Genomic DNA, 13,313 nt, shown 5'->3' with positions numbered 1-13,313 from the left:
GGGTCAGGGGCGGCCGAGGGCGCGGTAGGTCCAGCCGGCGGTGCGCCAGCGTTCGGGGTCCAGGGCGTTGCGGCCGTCGACGATGTTGCGTTCGGCGACGACGCCGGCCAGGGCGGCGGGGTCCATCTCGCGGAACTCCCTCCACTCGGTCAGGAGCAGGACGACGTGGGCGTCGCGGGCGGCGTCCAGGGCCGAGGTGCCGAACTTCAGGTCCGGGTGGGCGCGGCGGGCGTTGTTCATGGCCTGCGGGTCGTAGACGGTGACCGCGCCGCCCTGGGCGTGGATGGTGGCGGCCACGTCGAGGGCGGGGGAGTCGCGGACGTCGTCGGAGTCGGGTTTGAAGGCCGCGCCCAGCACGCCCACGGTGCGTCCGGCGAACGAGCCGCCGAGCAGCTCGCGGGCCAGGTCGACCATCCGGATGCGGCGCCGGATGTTGATCTCGTCGACCTCGCGCAGGAACGTCAGGGCCTGGTCGACGCCCAGCTCGCCGGCGCGGGCCATGAAGGCGCGGATGTCCTTGGGCAGGCAGCCGCCGCCGAAGCCGAGGCCGGGGCCGAGGAACTTGCCGCCGATGCGGTCGTCGTACGACAGCGCGAGCGACAGCTTGGTGACGTCGGCGTGCGCGGCCTCGCACACCTCGGCCATCGCGTTGATGAAGGAGATCTTGGTGGCGAGGAAGGCGTTGGCGGCCACCTTGACCAGTTCGGCGGTGGCGTAGTCGGCGACGATGAACGGGGTGCCCTCGCCGATCATGGACGAGTAGACCTCGCGCAGCACCTTCTCGGCCCGCTCGGCGGCGCCCTGGTCGTCCGGCACCCCGGCGACGATCCGGTCCGGGTGCAGGGTGTCCTTGACGGCGTAGCCCTCGCGCAGGAACTCGGGGTTCCAGGCCAGCACGGCGTCGCCGCCGGCGGGCGCCAGCTCGGCCAGCCGCGCCGCCAGCCGGGCGGCGGTGCCCACCGGGACGGTGGACTTGCCGACGACCAGGCAGGGGCGGTGCAGCCGCGGCGCCAGCTCCTCGATCGCCGCGTCCACGTAGGTCAGGTCGGCGGCGTACTCGCCGTGCTTCTGGGGCGTTCCCACGCACACGAAGTGCACGTCGCCGAAGTCGGCCGCCTCGTCGTAGGAGGTGGTGAAGCGCAGCCGTCCGGCGGCCAGGTTGCGGCGCAGGATCGGCTCCAGGCCGGGCTCGTAGACGGGCAGGTCGCCCGCGGCGAGCCGTTCGACCTTCGTGGCGTCGGTGTCCAGGCCGACCACCTCGTACCCCAGGTCCGCCATGCAGGCGGCGTGGGTGGCACCGAGATAGCCGGTTCCGATCACCGTCAGGCGGTGCGCCAAGACAACTCCTCTCGATCCGTCGCCGGTCCCCACCGGGACCTCGCCCCCGGCTCCAGTTGTAGTGCCCTCTGTCGTGCCCGCCCCTGACGGGTACCCCGTACGCGGCCGACGGACTTTACCGGCGGGTAGCATCTGCCGTATGAGTCCCGACTTTCCCACGTATGCCCCGTCGGACGAGCACGAGATGCTGCGCAGCACGGTCCGCGAGCTGGCCGAGGCCAAGATCGCGCCGTTCGCGGCGCAGGTGGACGAGGAGTCCCGTTTCCCGCAGGAGGCGCTGGACGCGCTGGTGCAGAACGACCTGCACGCGGTGCACATCCCCGAGGAGTACGGGGGCGCCGGGGCGGACGCGCTGGCCACCGTGATCGTGATCGAGGAGGTCGCCCGGGTGTGCGGGTCCTCCTCGCTGATCCCGGCGGTCAACAAGCTGGGCACGGTGCCGGTGCTGCTGGCCGGCTCCGAGGAGCTGAAGAAAAAGTACCTGGCCCCGGTCGCGCGGGGGGAGGCGATGTTCTCCTACGCGCTGTCGGAGCCCGAGGCCGGGTCGGACGCCGCGTCGATGAAGACGCGGGCGGTGCGCGACGGGGACCACTGGGTGCTCAACGGCACCAAGATGTGGATCACCAACGCGGGGGTGTCGCAGTACTACACGGTGATGGCCGTGACCGACCCGTCGGCGGGGGCGCGGGGCATCTCGGCGTTCATCGTGGACAAGGACGACGAGGGCGTGTCGTTCGGCGCCAAGGAGCGCAAGCTGGGCATCAAGGGGTCGCCGACGCGGCAGGTGATCCTGGAGGACGTGCGGATCCCCGCCGACCGGATCATCGGCGCCGAGGGCACCGGGTTCAAGACCGCCCTGGCCACCCTCGACCACACCCGCATCACCATCGCCGCCCAGGCCCTGGGCATCGCGCAGGGCGCGCTGGACTACGCGCTGGGCTACGTCAAGGAGCGCAGGCAGTTCGGCAAGGCGATCGCCGACTTCCAGGGCGTGCAGTTCATGCTGGCCGACATGGCGATGCGGCTGGAGGGCGCGCGGCAGCTCACCTACCACGCGGCGATGAAGTCCGAGCGTGCCATGAACGGCGAGAAGGTGCCGGACCTGACGTTCGTGTCGTCGGCGTGCAAGTGCCTGGCCTCGGACGTGGCGATGGACGTCACCACCGACGCCGTGCAGCTGCTGGGCGGGTACGGCTACACCCGCGAGTTCCCGGTCGAGCGGATGATGCGCGACGCCAAGATCACCCAGATCTACGAGGGCACCAACCAGATCCAGCGCATGGTGATGGCCCGTCAGCTCCTCAAGTGACGCGGTCGCGGCGGCCCGGAGCGCCGCGCGGCGGGCCGTGGAAACGGGCCGTGGAGCGCGCAGCCGGTGCGAAGGGCCGCACGATCGCATGAGGGATCCAATAACCTGGGCACGTGAGTCTGCGCCTGTACGACACCGGAACCCGTAGCGTCCGCACGTTCGAGCCCCTGGAAGAGGGCCGCGTGGGGATGTACGTGTGTGGTGCCACGCCGCAGGCCGCGCCGCACATCGGCCATCTGCGCTCGGGCGTCATCTACGACGTGCTGCTGCGCTGGCTGCGCCGGTCCGGCTACGAGGTGACCTTCGTCCGCAACGTCACCGACGTCGACGACAAGATCATCGCGGTGTCGCAGGCCCAGAACCGCCCGTGGTTCGCGGTGGCCGAGGCCAACCAGCGCGTGTTCACCCAGGGCTACGACCTGCTCGGCTGCCTGCCGCCCACGATCGAGCCGCGCGCCACCGGGCACGTCCCCGAGATGATCGTGCTGATCCGGCGGCTGATCGAGGCCGGGCACGCCTACGCCGTCGGCGGGGACGTCTACTTCGACGTCAGGTCGTGGGCCGATCGGTACGGGGCGCTGTCCAACCAGCGCCTGGAGAACATGCGCTCGGCCGGGGACACCCCGAACGAGGAGTTCAAGCGCGACCCGCGCGACTTCGCGCTGTGGAAGAGCGCCAAGCCGGGCGAGCCGTCCTGGGAGACCCCGTGGGGCGAGGGACGTCCCGGCTGGCACCTGGAGTGCTCGGCCATGGCCACCAAGTACCTCGGGCCCGCGTTCGACATCCACGGCGGCGGCGTCGACCTGATCTTCCCGCACCACGAGAACGAGATCGCCCAGTCGCAGGCGGCCGGGGACGGGTTCGCCCGCTACTGGCTGCACAACGGGCTGCTCACCGTCGACGGCGAGAAGATGGCCAAGTCGGTCGGCAACGTCGTGCTGCTCGACGACCTGCTCGGCAAGGCCCGTCCGGCCGAGGTCCGCTACTACCTGGCGTCGGCGCACTACCGCTCCCTCATGGACTACACCGACGCGGCGCTGGCCGAGGCCGTGTCCGCCTACCAGCGCGTCGAGGGGTTCGTGACCCGCGCCGCCGAGCTGGTGGGGACGGGCCTCGCCGAGGGTGAGCTGCCCGAGGCGTTCACCGCCGCGCTGGACGACGACCTGGGCGTGCCGCAGGCGCTGGCCGTCGTGCACGAGACCGTGCGGGAGGGCAACAGCGCCCTGGCGTCCGGCGACCAGGAGGCCGCCCGCCGCCACCTGGCCTCGGTGCGGGCCATGATGGACGTCCTGGGGCTGGACCCGCTGTCGCGGCAGTGGTCCCGCGCGGGCGAGGAGGACCTGCTGCCCGTGGTGGAGGCCCTCGTCACCGTCGCGCTCGAACAGCGGCAGGCGGCCCGTGCCCGCAAGGACTACGCCTCCGCCGACGCCATCCGCGACCAGCTCGCCAAGGCCGGGATCGTCGTCGAGGACACCCCCCACGGCCCCCGCTGGGAACTCAAGCGCGACTAGCCGGGCCGTCGTCGCGCGACGCGGCGTTCGTCGCGACGCGGCCATTCGGTACGCGACATAAAATCGCGTGTTCGGGGCGTTCGCCGCTGTGCCGCCCTAACGCGAGCGGAACTGCAGAAGGGCGTACGGAACAACCATGGCCAAGCGCAAGGGCAGAGGACCCACCCCCAAGGCCGAAGACCGCCACTGGCACGCCAAACGGCAGCGTGCCAGGGCCGCCAAGAACGCCCGCCGCACCGGCACCCCCACCCTGGGGCCGGGCGGACGGGAGAAGCTGGCCGAGACCCAGCGCGCCGCCGACGCGGCGGGCAGGGGCCGTCCCGCGGGCGCCCGCCGCTCCGACGGCGACGCCCCCGAGCTGGTCACCGGCCGCAACCCCGTGGTGGAGGCGCTGCGCGCGGGAGTGCCGGGCAGCGCGCTGTACGTGACGTCCAGCACCGACGAGCGCGTCCGCGAGTCGATCCAGCTGGCCGCCGACCGGGGCATCCCGCTGCTGGAGACGGCCAAGCCCGAGCTCGACCGCCTCACCGACGGCGCCGTCCACCAGGGCATCGCCCTGCAGGTGCGGCCGTACCGCTACGCCCACCCCGACGACCTGCTGAAGGGCACCGCGCCGCTGATCGTGGCCGTGGACGGCATCACCGACCCGCGCAACCTCGGCGCGATCGTGCGGTCGGCCGCCGCGTTCGGCGCGTCCGGGGTCGTGGTGCCCGAGCGCCGCGCCGCCGGGGTGACCGCGGGCGCCTGGAAGGCGTCGGCGGGGACGCTGGCCACGGTCCCGGTGGCCCGCGCCACCAACCTGGCCCGGCAGCTCAAGGCGTACCAGCAGGCGGGCTGTTTCGTCGCGGGCCTGGACGCGCGCGGCGGCGTCACCGTCGCCGACCTGGAGGTCGCCGACGGGCCGTTCGTGCTGGTCGTCGGCTCCGAGGGCAAGGGCCTGGGCCGGCTGGTCGCCGAAACCTGCGACATGCTGGCGACCATCCCCATGCCGGGCCGCGCCGAGTCCCTCAACGCCGGCGTGGCCGCCGGCATCGCCCTGTACGAGATCGCCCGCCGCCGCGCGTCCTGACCGCTTCCTTCCCGAATACCGGCAAGCGCATCACCCGCGACGTCGACTACCATGCGGGACGAACCTGCCGGTGTAGCTCAATTGGCAGAGCACCTGTCTTGTAAACAGGGGGTTAGGGGTTCAAGTCCCCTCACCGGCTCTGGCGCGTCAGGGCCCTGCCCCGATCTCGGGGCGGGGCCCTGGGCGCGCGGCGGCGCTCGTGCCGGCGTGTGCCGAGGCCGCACTGGGCCGCCCAGGTGACGCCGCCGCGCTCGCGTCCAGCGTCCTGGACCTCGGTCACGGCCGACTCGCCCCCAAGCGCGGTGAGCGCAGACGCGCCGTCGGGCGTGTGTCGGAGGGATCATCGGGCCTGGCGAGGTCCTGTACGAGCGCGCCGCTCCGCTTCGGCGGGGAGGGCGGGCGTCCGTCTATATCCGGACTTATGGAGGGTCAGGGAAAGCGGCGGCCATAGATCGGGCTGGGTTCGATCAAGAGGGGGATGCCGGGAATAGGGGTGCGCAGTGGGGGAAGACCTCGGTTGCCAGTCGGCGAACTGTCCCCACAAGGAACCCAGGCAGGCGGGAGGCGGCATGCAGGAAACGGAGATTTCCGCCATCGTTTCTTTGGTGCAACAAGGCAAGACCGTCGTCTCCGGCGAAGCTTCATTGATCGTTGACGCCGTGCTCAGGGCAACAGAGGAGCACAGATCCGCCACCTTCTGGGTCGCGCCCGAAGTGATGAACGAGATCACGAGCCGCCACTGGACTCGCGAGCGTGTCAAGGCGTTCGGGTTGGAGCCCGTTTCGGGCGAGGAGGCCGGCCGAATCAAAAGGCAGTTCGACATAGATGTCAATGGATATTCCAATCGCATCGAGTGTCCGCGATGTGGACATATCTATGGCATGTACGAGTTCGTACAGCAGGGCATCGAAGAGCATGGGCATGAATTCGTGAAAGGCGTGATGTCGCTGGAGGGTGCGGCGGTCATTCGCGTCAATCCAGTGCAGATCCCGGTGTGTCCTGACTGTCGTCTGCGCATTCGAGGTGAGGCGCACGCTTATATGCATGACGCATATGGCTGCAACAGGGTTGAGTAGCGATGATGCGGCTTTCACCGGACTGACCGGTGATCTTGCGTCGTGACGTCCACACCTGGCGAGCCAGGGGGCGCGGCTGGTGCGGCGACGCCGCATCCTGCTGCTGTGGGTCGCACGAACCTCAGCGTCCAAGGTGACCACATCTACGCGTCGACTGGTGCGAAGGTGCCCGAGCGCGCGCCCACCAGTCCAAGTCCCCCCTGGGCGCCGCTTCGCGGGACGGTCTCCAGGGCCGCGATCGGGGTGGCTGATCCTCGTCGTCCACGATGACGCGATGCGCGTGTCCGCCGCCCATGCCGATACGCCAGGGACGCGGAATCCGCGCTGTCCCGGAGCGTGCCTGAATGTGCCGAGTGCCCGGGCCGTGCCGTATCCCCATGGCAGAATGACAGCCGTTCGGAGAGGCGCCAGGGCTCCTGATGGCCGCTGCCCGCCCGCCTCCCCGATGAGGATTCACGGACCACGGTCGCCTTCCGCGACGAGGCGGAAGCGGGGCTTTCCAGGGAGCACCGGGGTCCGGGGCACCCCCCGGACCGACTGCCGGGAGGAGGTGCGGTGGCGTGTCCCACGCCGGTCGGCGCCTGCCCGCCCGCCTCGGTGCGACGCTCTCGGCGCTGACCCTCGCCGCCGTCTTCGCCGTCCCCGTGCGGCCCGCCGGCGCCGCGGCCGTGGCGCGCACCGACCAGATCCGGGCCCGGCAGTGGCATCTGACCGCCCTGCGCGTCCCTCGCGTGTGGCGCACGTCCAAGGGCGGCGGCGTGACCGTCGCGGTGCTGGACACCGGGGTCGACCGGAGGCACCCCGACCTGGTGGGCAGGGTGACCGCCGGGCCCGACCTCACCGGCGGGCTGCGGCGCCCCGGCAGCCGCTACTGGGGCCTGCACGGCACGTCGATGGCGAGCATCATCGCCGGGCACGGCCACGGCCCCGACGGCGCGCAGGGCGTGATGGGCGTGGCGCCCCAGGCCCGCATCCTGTCGGTCCGGGTGACGTGGGAGAACGACGACCCGCTGCGGCAGGGCGGCGGGCAGCTCGGCGGCCGCAACCGGGACGCGGTCGCGCAGGGCATCCGGTACGCGGTCGACCAGGGCGCCGACATCATCAACATGTCCCTGGGCGGCGGCAAGCTGTTCTACGACGGCAGCTCCACCGAGGAGAACGCGATCCGGTACGCGCTGAACAAGGGCGTGGTCCTGATCGCGTCGGCGGGCAACGACGGGTCGGGCGCCAACCGCAAGAACTTCCCCGCGGCGTATCCCGGGGTCATCGCCGTCGGGGCCGTCGACCGGCGGATGCGCATCTGGAAGGACAGCAACCGGCACTCGTACGTGGCCGTGTGCGCGCCCGGCGTCGACATCGTCAGCGCGGACGCCAGCAGCGGCTACGTGGTCGGCACCGGAACGAGCCCGTCCTCGGCCATCGTCGCCGGGGTCGCCGCGCTGATCCGCGCCCGCTACCCGAAGCTGACGCCGCAGCAGGTGCGGCAGGCGCTCGTCGAGGGGTCGGTGCCCCGCGAGCAGCCCGGCGGCGTCACCACGTGCTCCACGACGCTGGACGCCGTCCGCGCCATGACCGTCGCCGCCGGCATCAGCCGATCCGGTAACCCGGGCGCGACCCCAGCCCCCTCGGCCGAGCCGGTGGAGTCCGACAGCGCCTCGGAGGAGGAGGGGACGGGCATCATGCTGCCCGCCATCCTGGTGGGCGGCGGCGTCCTGGTGGCGGCGGGCGTGCTGCTGGGGTGGCTGCAGCGGAGGCGACCCGAGGACGACTTCGAGGACGACCCTGAGGACGACTCCCCCTACGACGTGCTGCGGCCGAAGCATCCGCCCGAGCCCGTCGGCGCGCAGGCGGGCGACGCGTCCGGCATCCCGGTGGCCCCTGTGAACGCCCCCTTGTGGCAGAGCAACGAGGTCTTCCCGGGGGGCCGGCCGCCCATGACGCACATGGCCCCGCCGCCTCCGCCGCCCGAAGCGGAGTCCCGTCCTGTGCCGGAGCCCGCACCCGAGCCGTGGCCAGAACCGGAGCCCTGGCCTGCGCCCGCGCCTGAGCCCCAGCCTGAGCCCGAGCAGCAGTGGCAGTTGCGTCCCTTCGTCCCGGAGGAGTTCACCGGCAACTGGCACGGTGGCGTCGTCGGCGTGAACGGCTCTGGGACGGCCCCCGCCGAGCCCCCCGAGGGTCACAGGCTGGACGGCTTGAACGGCTTCCACGGCAAGGCCAACGGCGTCGACCCGTACGGCGAGCCTCCCCGCCAAGCCGACGAGCCGATGATCGACGACGAGGCGTGGGAGAGGTTCCGCCGCAGCGTGCTGGACGACGGCCCCTACCCCACCGGCGACCCCTACTCCACCGCCCGTCCCCCTCTACCGCGCCAGGGGGACACGCCTGAGGCGCCTCCGGACAACGCGACCGACGAACTCCCCGCAGTGGCGTTCCCGTCCGCGCCCCCGCCCGGCCTGGACGACACCAGCCCGCCACCCGGCAAGTTCATCTCACCCCCAGGCATGGACGACGACCCCTTGGGGCGCCCCTCGCGCAAGCAGCGGCCGCCCGACGAGGACGACTACCGGCCGCCATGGTGGTGAGCCCCGGGCTACTCCACGTGGCGTAGCGGCGGAGCCTCCAGACGTACGACGACACGGCCCGGACCCGTCGCCGAGCATCGACACATCCGACGACGACAGGAGGTCGATGACGATGATGGCGACGCTCACCGCACTGGCCGCGCACCCGGGCCCGGGCGGCGGCTGGCACGACAACGGCTGGAACGACGCGCCCGCCTGGTGGCCGGTGTTCCCGATCACCTTCGGGCTGTTCTGGGTGGCCGTGGTGGCGGCGGGCTTCTACCTGGTCCGCCGCCGCATGGCCACAGCCGCGGCCCAGTCCGACCCGCTGGCCCGCGCGCACGCCACGCTGGCCGAACGCTTCGCCCGCGGCGAGATCGACGAGGACGAGTACTACAGCCGCTCGTCCGCCCTGCGCCAGGGCTGACCCCCCACCGGTGCCATCCGGGGGGAGCGGGGCGGTCAGTCGGCGCCGGCCTCGCGGAAGATCTTGTCGATGCCCTCCAGCTCGGTGGGCGCCTGGACGGCGGCCTCGGCGAAGCGGGTGAGCAGGCGGGCGAACTCGGTGCGCTCCTCGGGCGTCCAGTCGGACATCAGGCTGGCCAGATAGGCGCGGCGGGAGCGTTCGGCGACCTGCCGGACGCGGCGTCCCGCCTCGGTGAGTCCGAGGTTGGCGCGGCGGGCGTCCACCGGGGACGGGCGGCGCGACACCAGGCCCGCGTCGATGGCGTGGCCGACCAGCCGGCTGGCGGTGGACGGGTCGATCTCCAGGCGTTCGGCGACCGCGCCGACCGTGACCTCGGCCGCGGGGGAGTCCGGGTCCTCCGCGGCGGCGTTGAGCGCGGCGACCGCGTGCACCACCATCAGGTTGGACAGCTGCAGCGGGCGCCCGCCCGGCCCGCCGGAGGTCTGCGCCCGGATCTTCTTCATCAGGTCGGGCTTGATCCAGACCCGGCGCAGGTGGAACAGCGCCAGGCCGATCTCCGACAGGACGGGGTCGGCAGGCTCGGCGGAGTCCTGGGAGAGCCCCCCGGACGCGTGCTCCGTCGCCATTGCCACGGCCTCCGTTCACCGTGTCGGTCTGTCCGCAAATACGATTGCAGCGTACACACGAAAACGCGTGCAATCTACATGCGTTCCCTCGTGTCCCTACTCCTGACACAACGCGGATCGTCGTCCGATAGTGGCATGCCCGGGGCGCGACGTTCGTCCCCGGGCGCGATCGCGGAAACGTCGGCGGGAAACCGCCGACAGTCGCGCCAAGGCGCACCGTCCGAAGGCCGGTTTGTGGTGCACTGGTAGCCGTTCGCGACGACGAGGCCCCTCAGACCCACGCCATCGATGGCCACCGCCGTGCCGTTCCGGCGGAACACCCGGCCGATGTCCGCGCGGACGCGTACCATGGCACCGGCCGAACCCGGACGACCCGGGATCAGTAACCACAGAGGGGACGTCATGCGCGAGACGTCGGCCCCCGCCGGCGACCCCCCGCGTGCGGCCCCGACGACGGCCCCCGACAGGACGGCAGCATGAACGACGGCCCAGCCCTGCAACCGGTGCCCGACGGCCAGGACGACGATCTCGCCTTCCCGGCCGGCAAACTGTCCGAGCGCGACCGCCAGATCCTCGCCTTCGAACGGCAGTGGTGGAAGTACGCCGGCGCCAAGGAACAGGCGATCCGCGAGCGGTTCGACATGTCGGCGACGCGGTACTACCAGCTCCTCAACATCCTGCTCGACCGCCCCGAGGCGCTCGAGTACGACCCGATGCTCGTCAAGCGCCTGCGCCGGGTGCGCGCCCAACGGCAGCGGCAGCGCGCCGCGCGCCGGTTCGGCATCCGGCCCTGAGGTGCCCAACACTGGACGGGTGAACCTCTTCTCCCCAACCACGGCCGCCGGCACGGACGGCCTGGACGCGATCCGCACCGACCCGGGCGGCGCCGTGCTCGGGTTCGACTTCGACGGCACGCTCGCGCCCATCGTGGACGACCCGGCGGCGGCGCGGGCCCATCCCCGGGCGGCCGCGGCGCTGGCCCGCCTCGCCCCGCGCGTGGGCGCGCTGGCGATCATCACCGGCCGTCCCGCGGCCGTGGCCGTGGAGTACGGCGGGCTCGACGGCGTGGACGGCCTGGTGGTGCTCGGGCAGTACGGCCTGGAACGCTGGGAGTCCGGCGCGCTCACCACGCCCGAGCCGCCGCCCGGCGTCGCCGAGGCGCGCGCCAAGCTGCCCGAGGTGCTCAAGGCCGCGGGCGCGCCGGACGCGACCTACGTCGAGGACAAGGGGCAGGCCCTGGCGGTGCACACCCGCCGCTGCCCCGAGCCGCAGGTCGCGCTGGACCGGCTGCGCGGCGTCCTGGAGGCGCTCGCCGAACGCACCGGCCTGGCCGTGGAGCCGGGACGGTTCGTCCTGGAACTGCGCCCGCCCGGCATGGACAAGGGCATGGCCCTGCGCCGCTTCCTGGACGAGACGCGCCCCGCCCGCCCCGGCGGCCGCCCCTTCCCGTCGGCGGTGCTGTTCGCCGGGGACGACCTCGGTGACCTGGCCGCCTACGACGCGATCGACGCGCTGCGCGCGGAGGGCGTCCCGGGGGTGAAGGTGTGCAGCGGCTCGGCCGAGGTGACCGCCCTCGCCGACCGCGCCGACCTGGTGGTGGACGGCCCCGACGGGGTGGTCCGCTTCCTGGACGCTCTCACCGACTCCCTGGACGCACGCTAGCCACCGGGCCCGGGACTCGTCACCCGGTGACGAGCGGAACACCGCCGCCCGGCGTACTTCGCGATGTCCAGGGGGTGAACGGTTCGGTCCTGCGCCTGCGTCAAACTGTTCACGGCCAGGGCGCGACGCAGCCGTGGCACGGGGGCCGACGGACAGGAGCGTTGACGTGGACACCGACCAGGAAAGACCCTTCCCACCGTCCGCGACGGGCACGGGCCCGATCGGCGTTCACGACACCAGCGGCATCCAGGTGCGGCTCCGGCCGCGCGGCACCGATCGCCGGCGCCGCGGTCGGCGGCGCTCCGGACGCCGCGCGGGCGTCCTGGCCGCGTGCGCCATGGCCGTCGCCGCCGTGCTGATCGGCGCGGGGGTGCTGCTCATGCCCGGCCTGCGGGACGGGAAGCCGCGTGCCGGGAACCCGCGGGACGGCGGCGGCGCGACTCCCGAGGTGAGCCGGACCGTCGCGGCCCGACTCCGAGCGGGCTCGCCGGTCGACGTCGGCACGGCGGACGGGTCCCGCTACCGGCTCCAGGCGGTGACCGGGGGCCTGGGTGACGGCGCCGTCACCACACAGCAGTCGTCCCAGCCCGCGCACAAATCGTTCCCCTACATCGACTACATCCTGAGCAACCCCACGGGGACCAGGGTGCTGCTCGACTTCCCCGGCGACGTCTTCGTCAGGCGGAACCTGGTCGCCGCGCGGGACCGCGGCCGCTGCGTGTGGCAGGCGGGCGTTCCCGAGACCATGTGCACCCCGCCGACCAGGAGCGAGGTCGTCCGGACGCTGTCGGGCGGCGCACTGATCGTCGGGGACGGCGGCGACCGCTACATGCCGCCCCGCTCGTCCTATCTGGTGCGCGCGACCGTCGAGGTCCCCGTCGACCGCCGCCTGCGCCGCGGCGACCTGCGCCTGTACGTCTGGAAACAGCTCTACATGGCCGACCGGCCGGCCCGCGAGGCGCCCTTCCCCGCCCGGCCACGCCGGTGATCGCGCGCGGTCACCGGCGCCGGGTGCGGGTCATTCGGCTTCGGGGTCGTCGGCGAGGATGCCGTACAGGCGGCGGCGGGCGTCGTTGACGACCTGCAGCGCGCGCTCCTGCTGGGCCGGGCTGCCGACGGCCGCGACCTGGTGCAGCGCGCCCATCAGCTGGCCGATCGCCTCACGGCCGCGCAGTTCCTGCTCGCCGACGTTCTCCGTCACCTCGTCCCAGGGCGGGGCGGGCTGCGCGGCGGCCTCCTCGCGGCCCGCGTCGGTCAGGCTGAACAGGCGCTTGCCGCCGTCCTGCTCGCTGACGACCTTGCCCTCGTCCTCCAGCATCTGCAGCGTCGGGTAGACCGAGCCGGGGCTCGGCCGCCAGACGCCGCCGGTGCGCTCGTCGAGTTCCTGGATCATCTCGTAGCCGTGCATGGGCCGCTCGGCCAGCAGGGCCAGCAGGGCCGCCCGCACGTTGCCGCGCTTGGTGCGGCGTCCGCGTCCGCCGCCGGGCCCCCGCCTGCCGGGACGACCCGGGCCGAAACCGGGCCCGAAGCCGGGGCCGAACCCCGGGCCGCCGGGACCCGGGCCCCAGCCGCCGAACGGGTCGCCCCGCCGCCCTCGTGACTCCTCCTCGGGGAACCGGCCGTGCCTGATGTGGTGATCGTGGTGGCGCATCGCTCTCGTCCTTCCACTCATGATTGATCGCGATGCATTAACGATATATCGTAAACCAGTCGCGATGCAACAGTCGGGTGCCG

At 72.6% G+C, this 13,313-nt stretch carries 12 protein-coding genes and 1 tRNA gene; 10 read left to right on the top strand and 3 right to left on the bottom strand.

Annotated features, from left to right (window positions below):
- Positions 1-3: 3 nt before the first annotated feature.
- Positions 4-1,338, bottom strand: a complete 1,335-nt coding sequence (locus ABZ801_RS25075; protein WP_344943630.1) for a UDP-glucose/GDP-mannose dehydrogenase family protein — start codon at positions 1,336-1,338, stop codon at positions 4-6.
- Between the two features lie 139 nt (positions 1,339-1,477).
- Here ABZ801_RS25075 and ABZ801_RS25070 point away from each other — a divergent pair, with 139 nt between their 5' ends.
- The 7 genes from ABZ801_RS25070 to ABZ801_RS25040 all read left to right on the top strand — a co-directional run bounded on the left by ABZ801_RS25070 (position 1,478) and on the right by ABZ801_RS25040 (position 9,291).
- A complete protein-coding gene (locus ABZ801_RS25070) occupies positions 1,478-2,647 on the top strand; it encodes an acyl-CoA dehydrogenase (RefSeq protein ID WP_360701976.1) in 1,170 nt (389 codons plus the stop codon).
- Positions 2,648-2,760: 113 nt separating this feature from the next.
- The gene (gene cysS, locus ABZ801_RS25065) at positions 2,761-4,158 is read left to right on the top strand and encodes a cysteine--tRNA ligase (protein WP_344943625.1); all 1,398 of its coding nucleotides are present in this window, start codon (positions 2,761-2,763) and stop codon (positions 4,156-4,158) included.
- A 136-nt stretch (positions 4,159-4,294) separates the two neighbouring features.
- On the top strand, positions 4,295-5,227 hold the full coding sequence (gene rlmB, locus ABZ801_RS25060) for a 23S rRNA (guanosine(2251)-2'-O)-methyltransferase RlmB (protein WP_360701973.1): 933 nt from the start codon (positions 4,295-4,297) through the stop codon (positions 5,225-5,227).
- Positions 5,228-5,293: 66 nt separating this feature from the next.
- Positions 5,294-5,366, top strand: a tRNA-Thr gene (locus tag ABZ801_RS25055).
- Positions 5,367-5,796: 430 nt separating this feature from the next.
- Positions 5,797-6,303 carry a hypothetical protein gene (locus tag ABZ801_RS25050; RefSeq protein ID WP_360701970.1) on the top strand — a complete coding sequence of 169 codons (507 nt, stop codon included), beginning with the start codon at positions 5,797-5,799 and terminating at the stop codon, positions 6,301-6,303.
- 560 nt (positions 6,304-6,863) lie between these two features.
- Entirely contained in the window at positions 6,864-8,885 is a 2,022-nt protein-coding gene (locus ABZ801_RS25045) for a S8 family serine peptidase (protein WP_360701967.1), read from the top strand.
- 106 nt (positions 8,886-8,991) lie between these two features.
- Positions 8,992-9,291, top strand: coding sequence for a hypothetical protein (locus ABZ801_RS25040; RefSeq protein WP_360701964.1), 300 nt, complete (start codon positions 8,992-8,994; stop codon positions 9,289-9,291).
- A 35-nt stretch (positions 9,292-9,326) separates the two neighbouring features.
- On the opposite strand, the gene ABZ801_RS25035 is transcribed toward ABZ801_RS25040, so the two are convergent.
- Positions 9,327-9,917, bottom strand: coding sequence for a MarR family winged helix-turn-helix transcriptional regulator (locus tag ABZ801_RS25035; RefSeq protein WP_360701962.1), 591 nt, complete (start codon positions 9,915-9,917; stop codon positions 9,327-9,329).
- A 476-nt stretch (positions 9,918-10,393) separates the two neighbouring features.
- On the opposite strand from ABZ801_RS25035, the gene ABZ801_RS25030 reads away from it, so the two are divergent.
- The 3 genes from ABZ801_RS25030 to ABZ801_RS25020 all read left to right on the top strand — a co-directional run bounded on the left by ABZ801_RS25030 (position 10,394) and on the right by ABZ801_RS25020 (position 12,567).
- On the top strand, positions 10,394-10,711 hold the full coding sequence (locus tag ABZ801_RS25030) for a DUF3263 domain-containing protein (protein ID WP_344943606.1): 318 nt from the start codon (positions 10,394-10,396) through the stop codon (positions 10,709-10,711).
- 19 nt (positions 10,712-10,730) lie between these two features.
- A complete protein-coding gene (gene otsB / locus ABZ801_RS25025; protein WP_360701959.1) occupies positions 10,731-11,579 on the top strand; it encodes a trehalose-phosphatase in 849 nt (282 codons plus the stop codon).
- A gap of 166 nt (positions 11,580-11,745) precedes the next feature.
- Positions 11,746-12,567 (top strand): hypothetical protein, encoded by an 822-nt coding sequence (locus ABZ801_RS25020; RefSeq protein ID WP_360701956.1) that lies wholly within the window; start codon positions 11,746-11,748, stop codon positions 12,565-12,567.
- Between the two features lie 30 nt (positions 12,568-12,597).
- On the opposite strand, the gene ABZ801_RS25015 is transcribed toward ABZ801_RS25020, so the two are convergent.
- Positions 12,598-13,230: a PadR family transcriptional regulator gene (locus ABZ801_RS25015; RefSeq protein WP_344943598.1), complete on the bottom strand. Its 633-nt coding sequence runs from the start codon at positions 13,228-13,230 to the stop codon at positions 12,598-12,600.
- Between the last annotated feature and the right edge of the window lie 83 nt (positions 13,231-13,313).

It is taken from the genome of Actinomadura sp. NPDC047616, from assembly GCF_040642915.1.
Taxonomy (GTDB): domain Bacteria; phylum Actinomycetota; class Actinomycetes; order Streptosporangiales; family Streptosporangiaceae; genus Spirillospora; species Spirillospora miaoliensis.
The sequence above is the reverse complement of the archived record's forward strand: the minus strand, read 5'-3'. Positions and strand labels throughout refer to the sequence as shown.

What these genes read in the sequence shown, in the direction of transcription:
- ABZ801_RS25035 (WP_360701962.1), bottom strand. Translation starts at nt 9,917, where the DNA reads ATGGCGACGGAGCACGCGTCCGGGGGGCTCTCCCAGGACTCCGCCGAG.
- ABZ801_RS25030 (WP_344943606.1), top strand. Translation starts at nt 10,394, where the DNA reads ATGAACGACGGCCCAGCCCTGCAACCGGTGCCCGACGGCCAGGACGAC.
- ABZ801_RS25070 (WP_360701976.1), top strand. Translation starts at nt 1,478, where the DNA reads ATGAGTCCCGACTTTCCCACGTATGCCCCGTCGGACGAGCACGAGATG.
- ABZ801_RS25040 (WP_360701964.1), top strand. Translation starts at nt 8,992, where the DNA reads ATGACGATGATGGCGACGCTCACCGCACTGGCCGCGCACCCGGGCCCG.
- ABZ801_RS25015 (WP_344943598.1), bottom strand. Translation starts at nt 13,230, where the DNA reads ATGCGCCACCACGATCACCACATCAGGCACGGCCGGTTCCCCGAGGAG.
- rlmB (WP_360701973.1), top strand. Translation starts at nt 4,295, where the DNA reads ATGGCCAAGCGCAAGGGCAGAGGACCCACCCCCAAGGCCGAAGACCGC.
- ABZ801_RS25050 (WP_360701970.1), top strand. Translation starts at nt 5,797, where the DNA reads ATGCAGGAAACGGAGATTTCCGCCATCGTTTCTTTGGTGCAACAAGGC.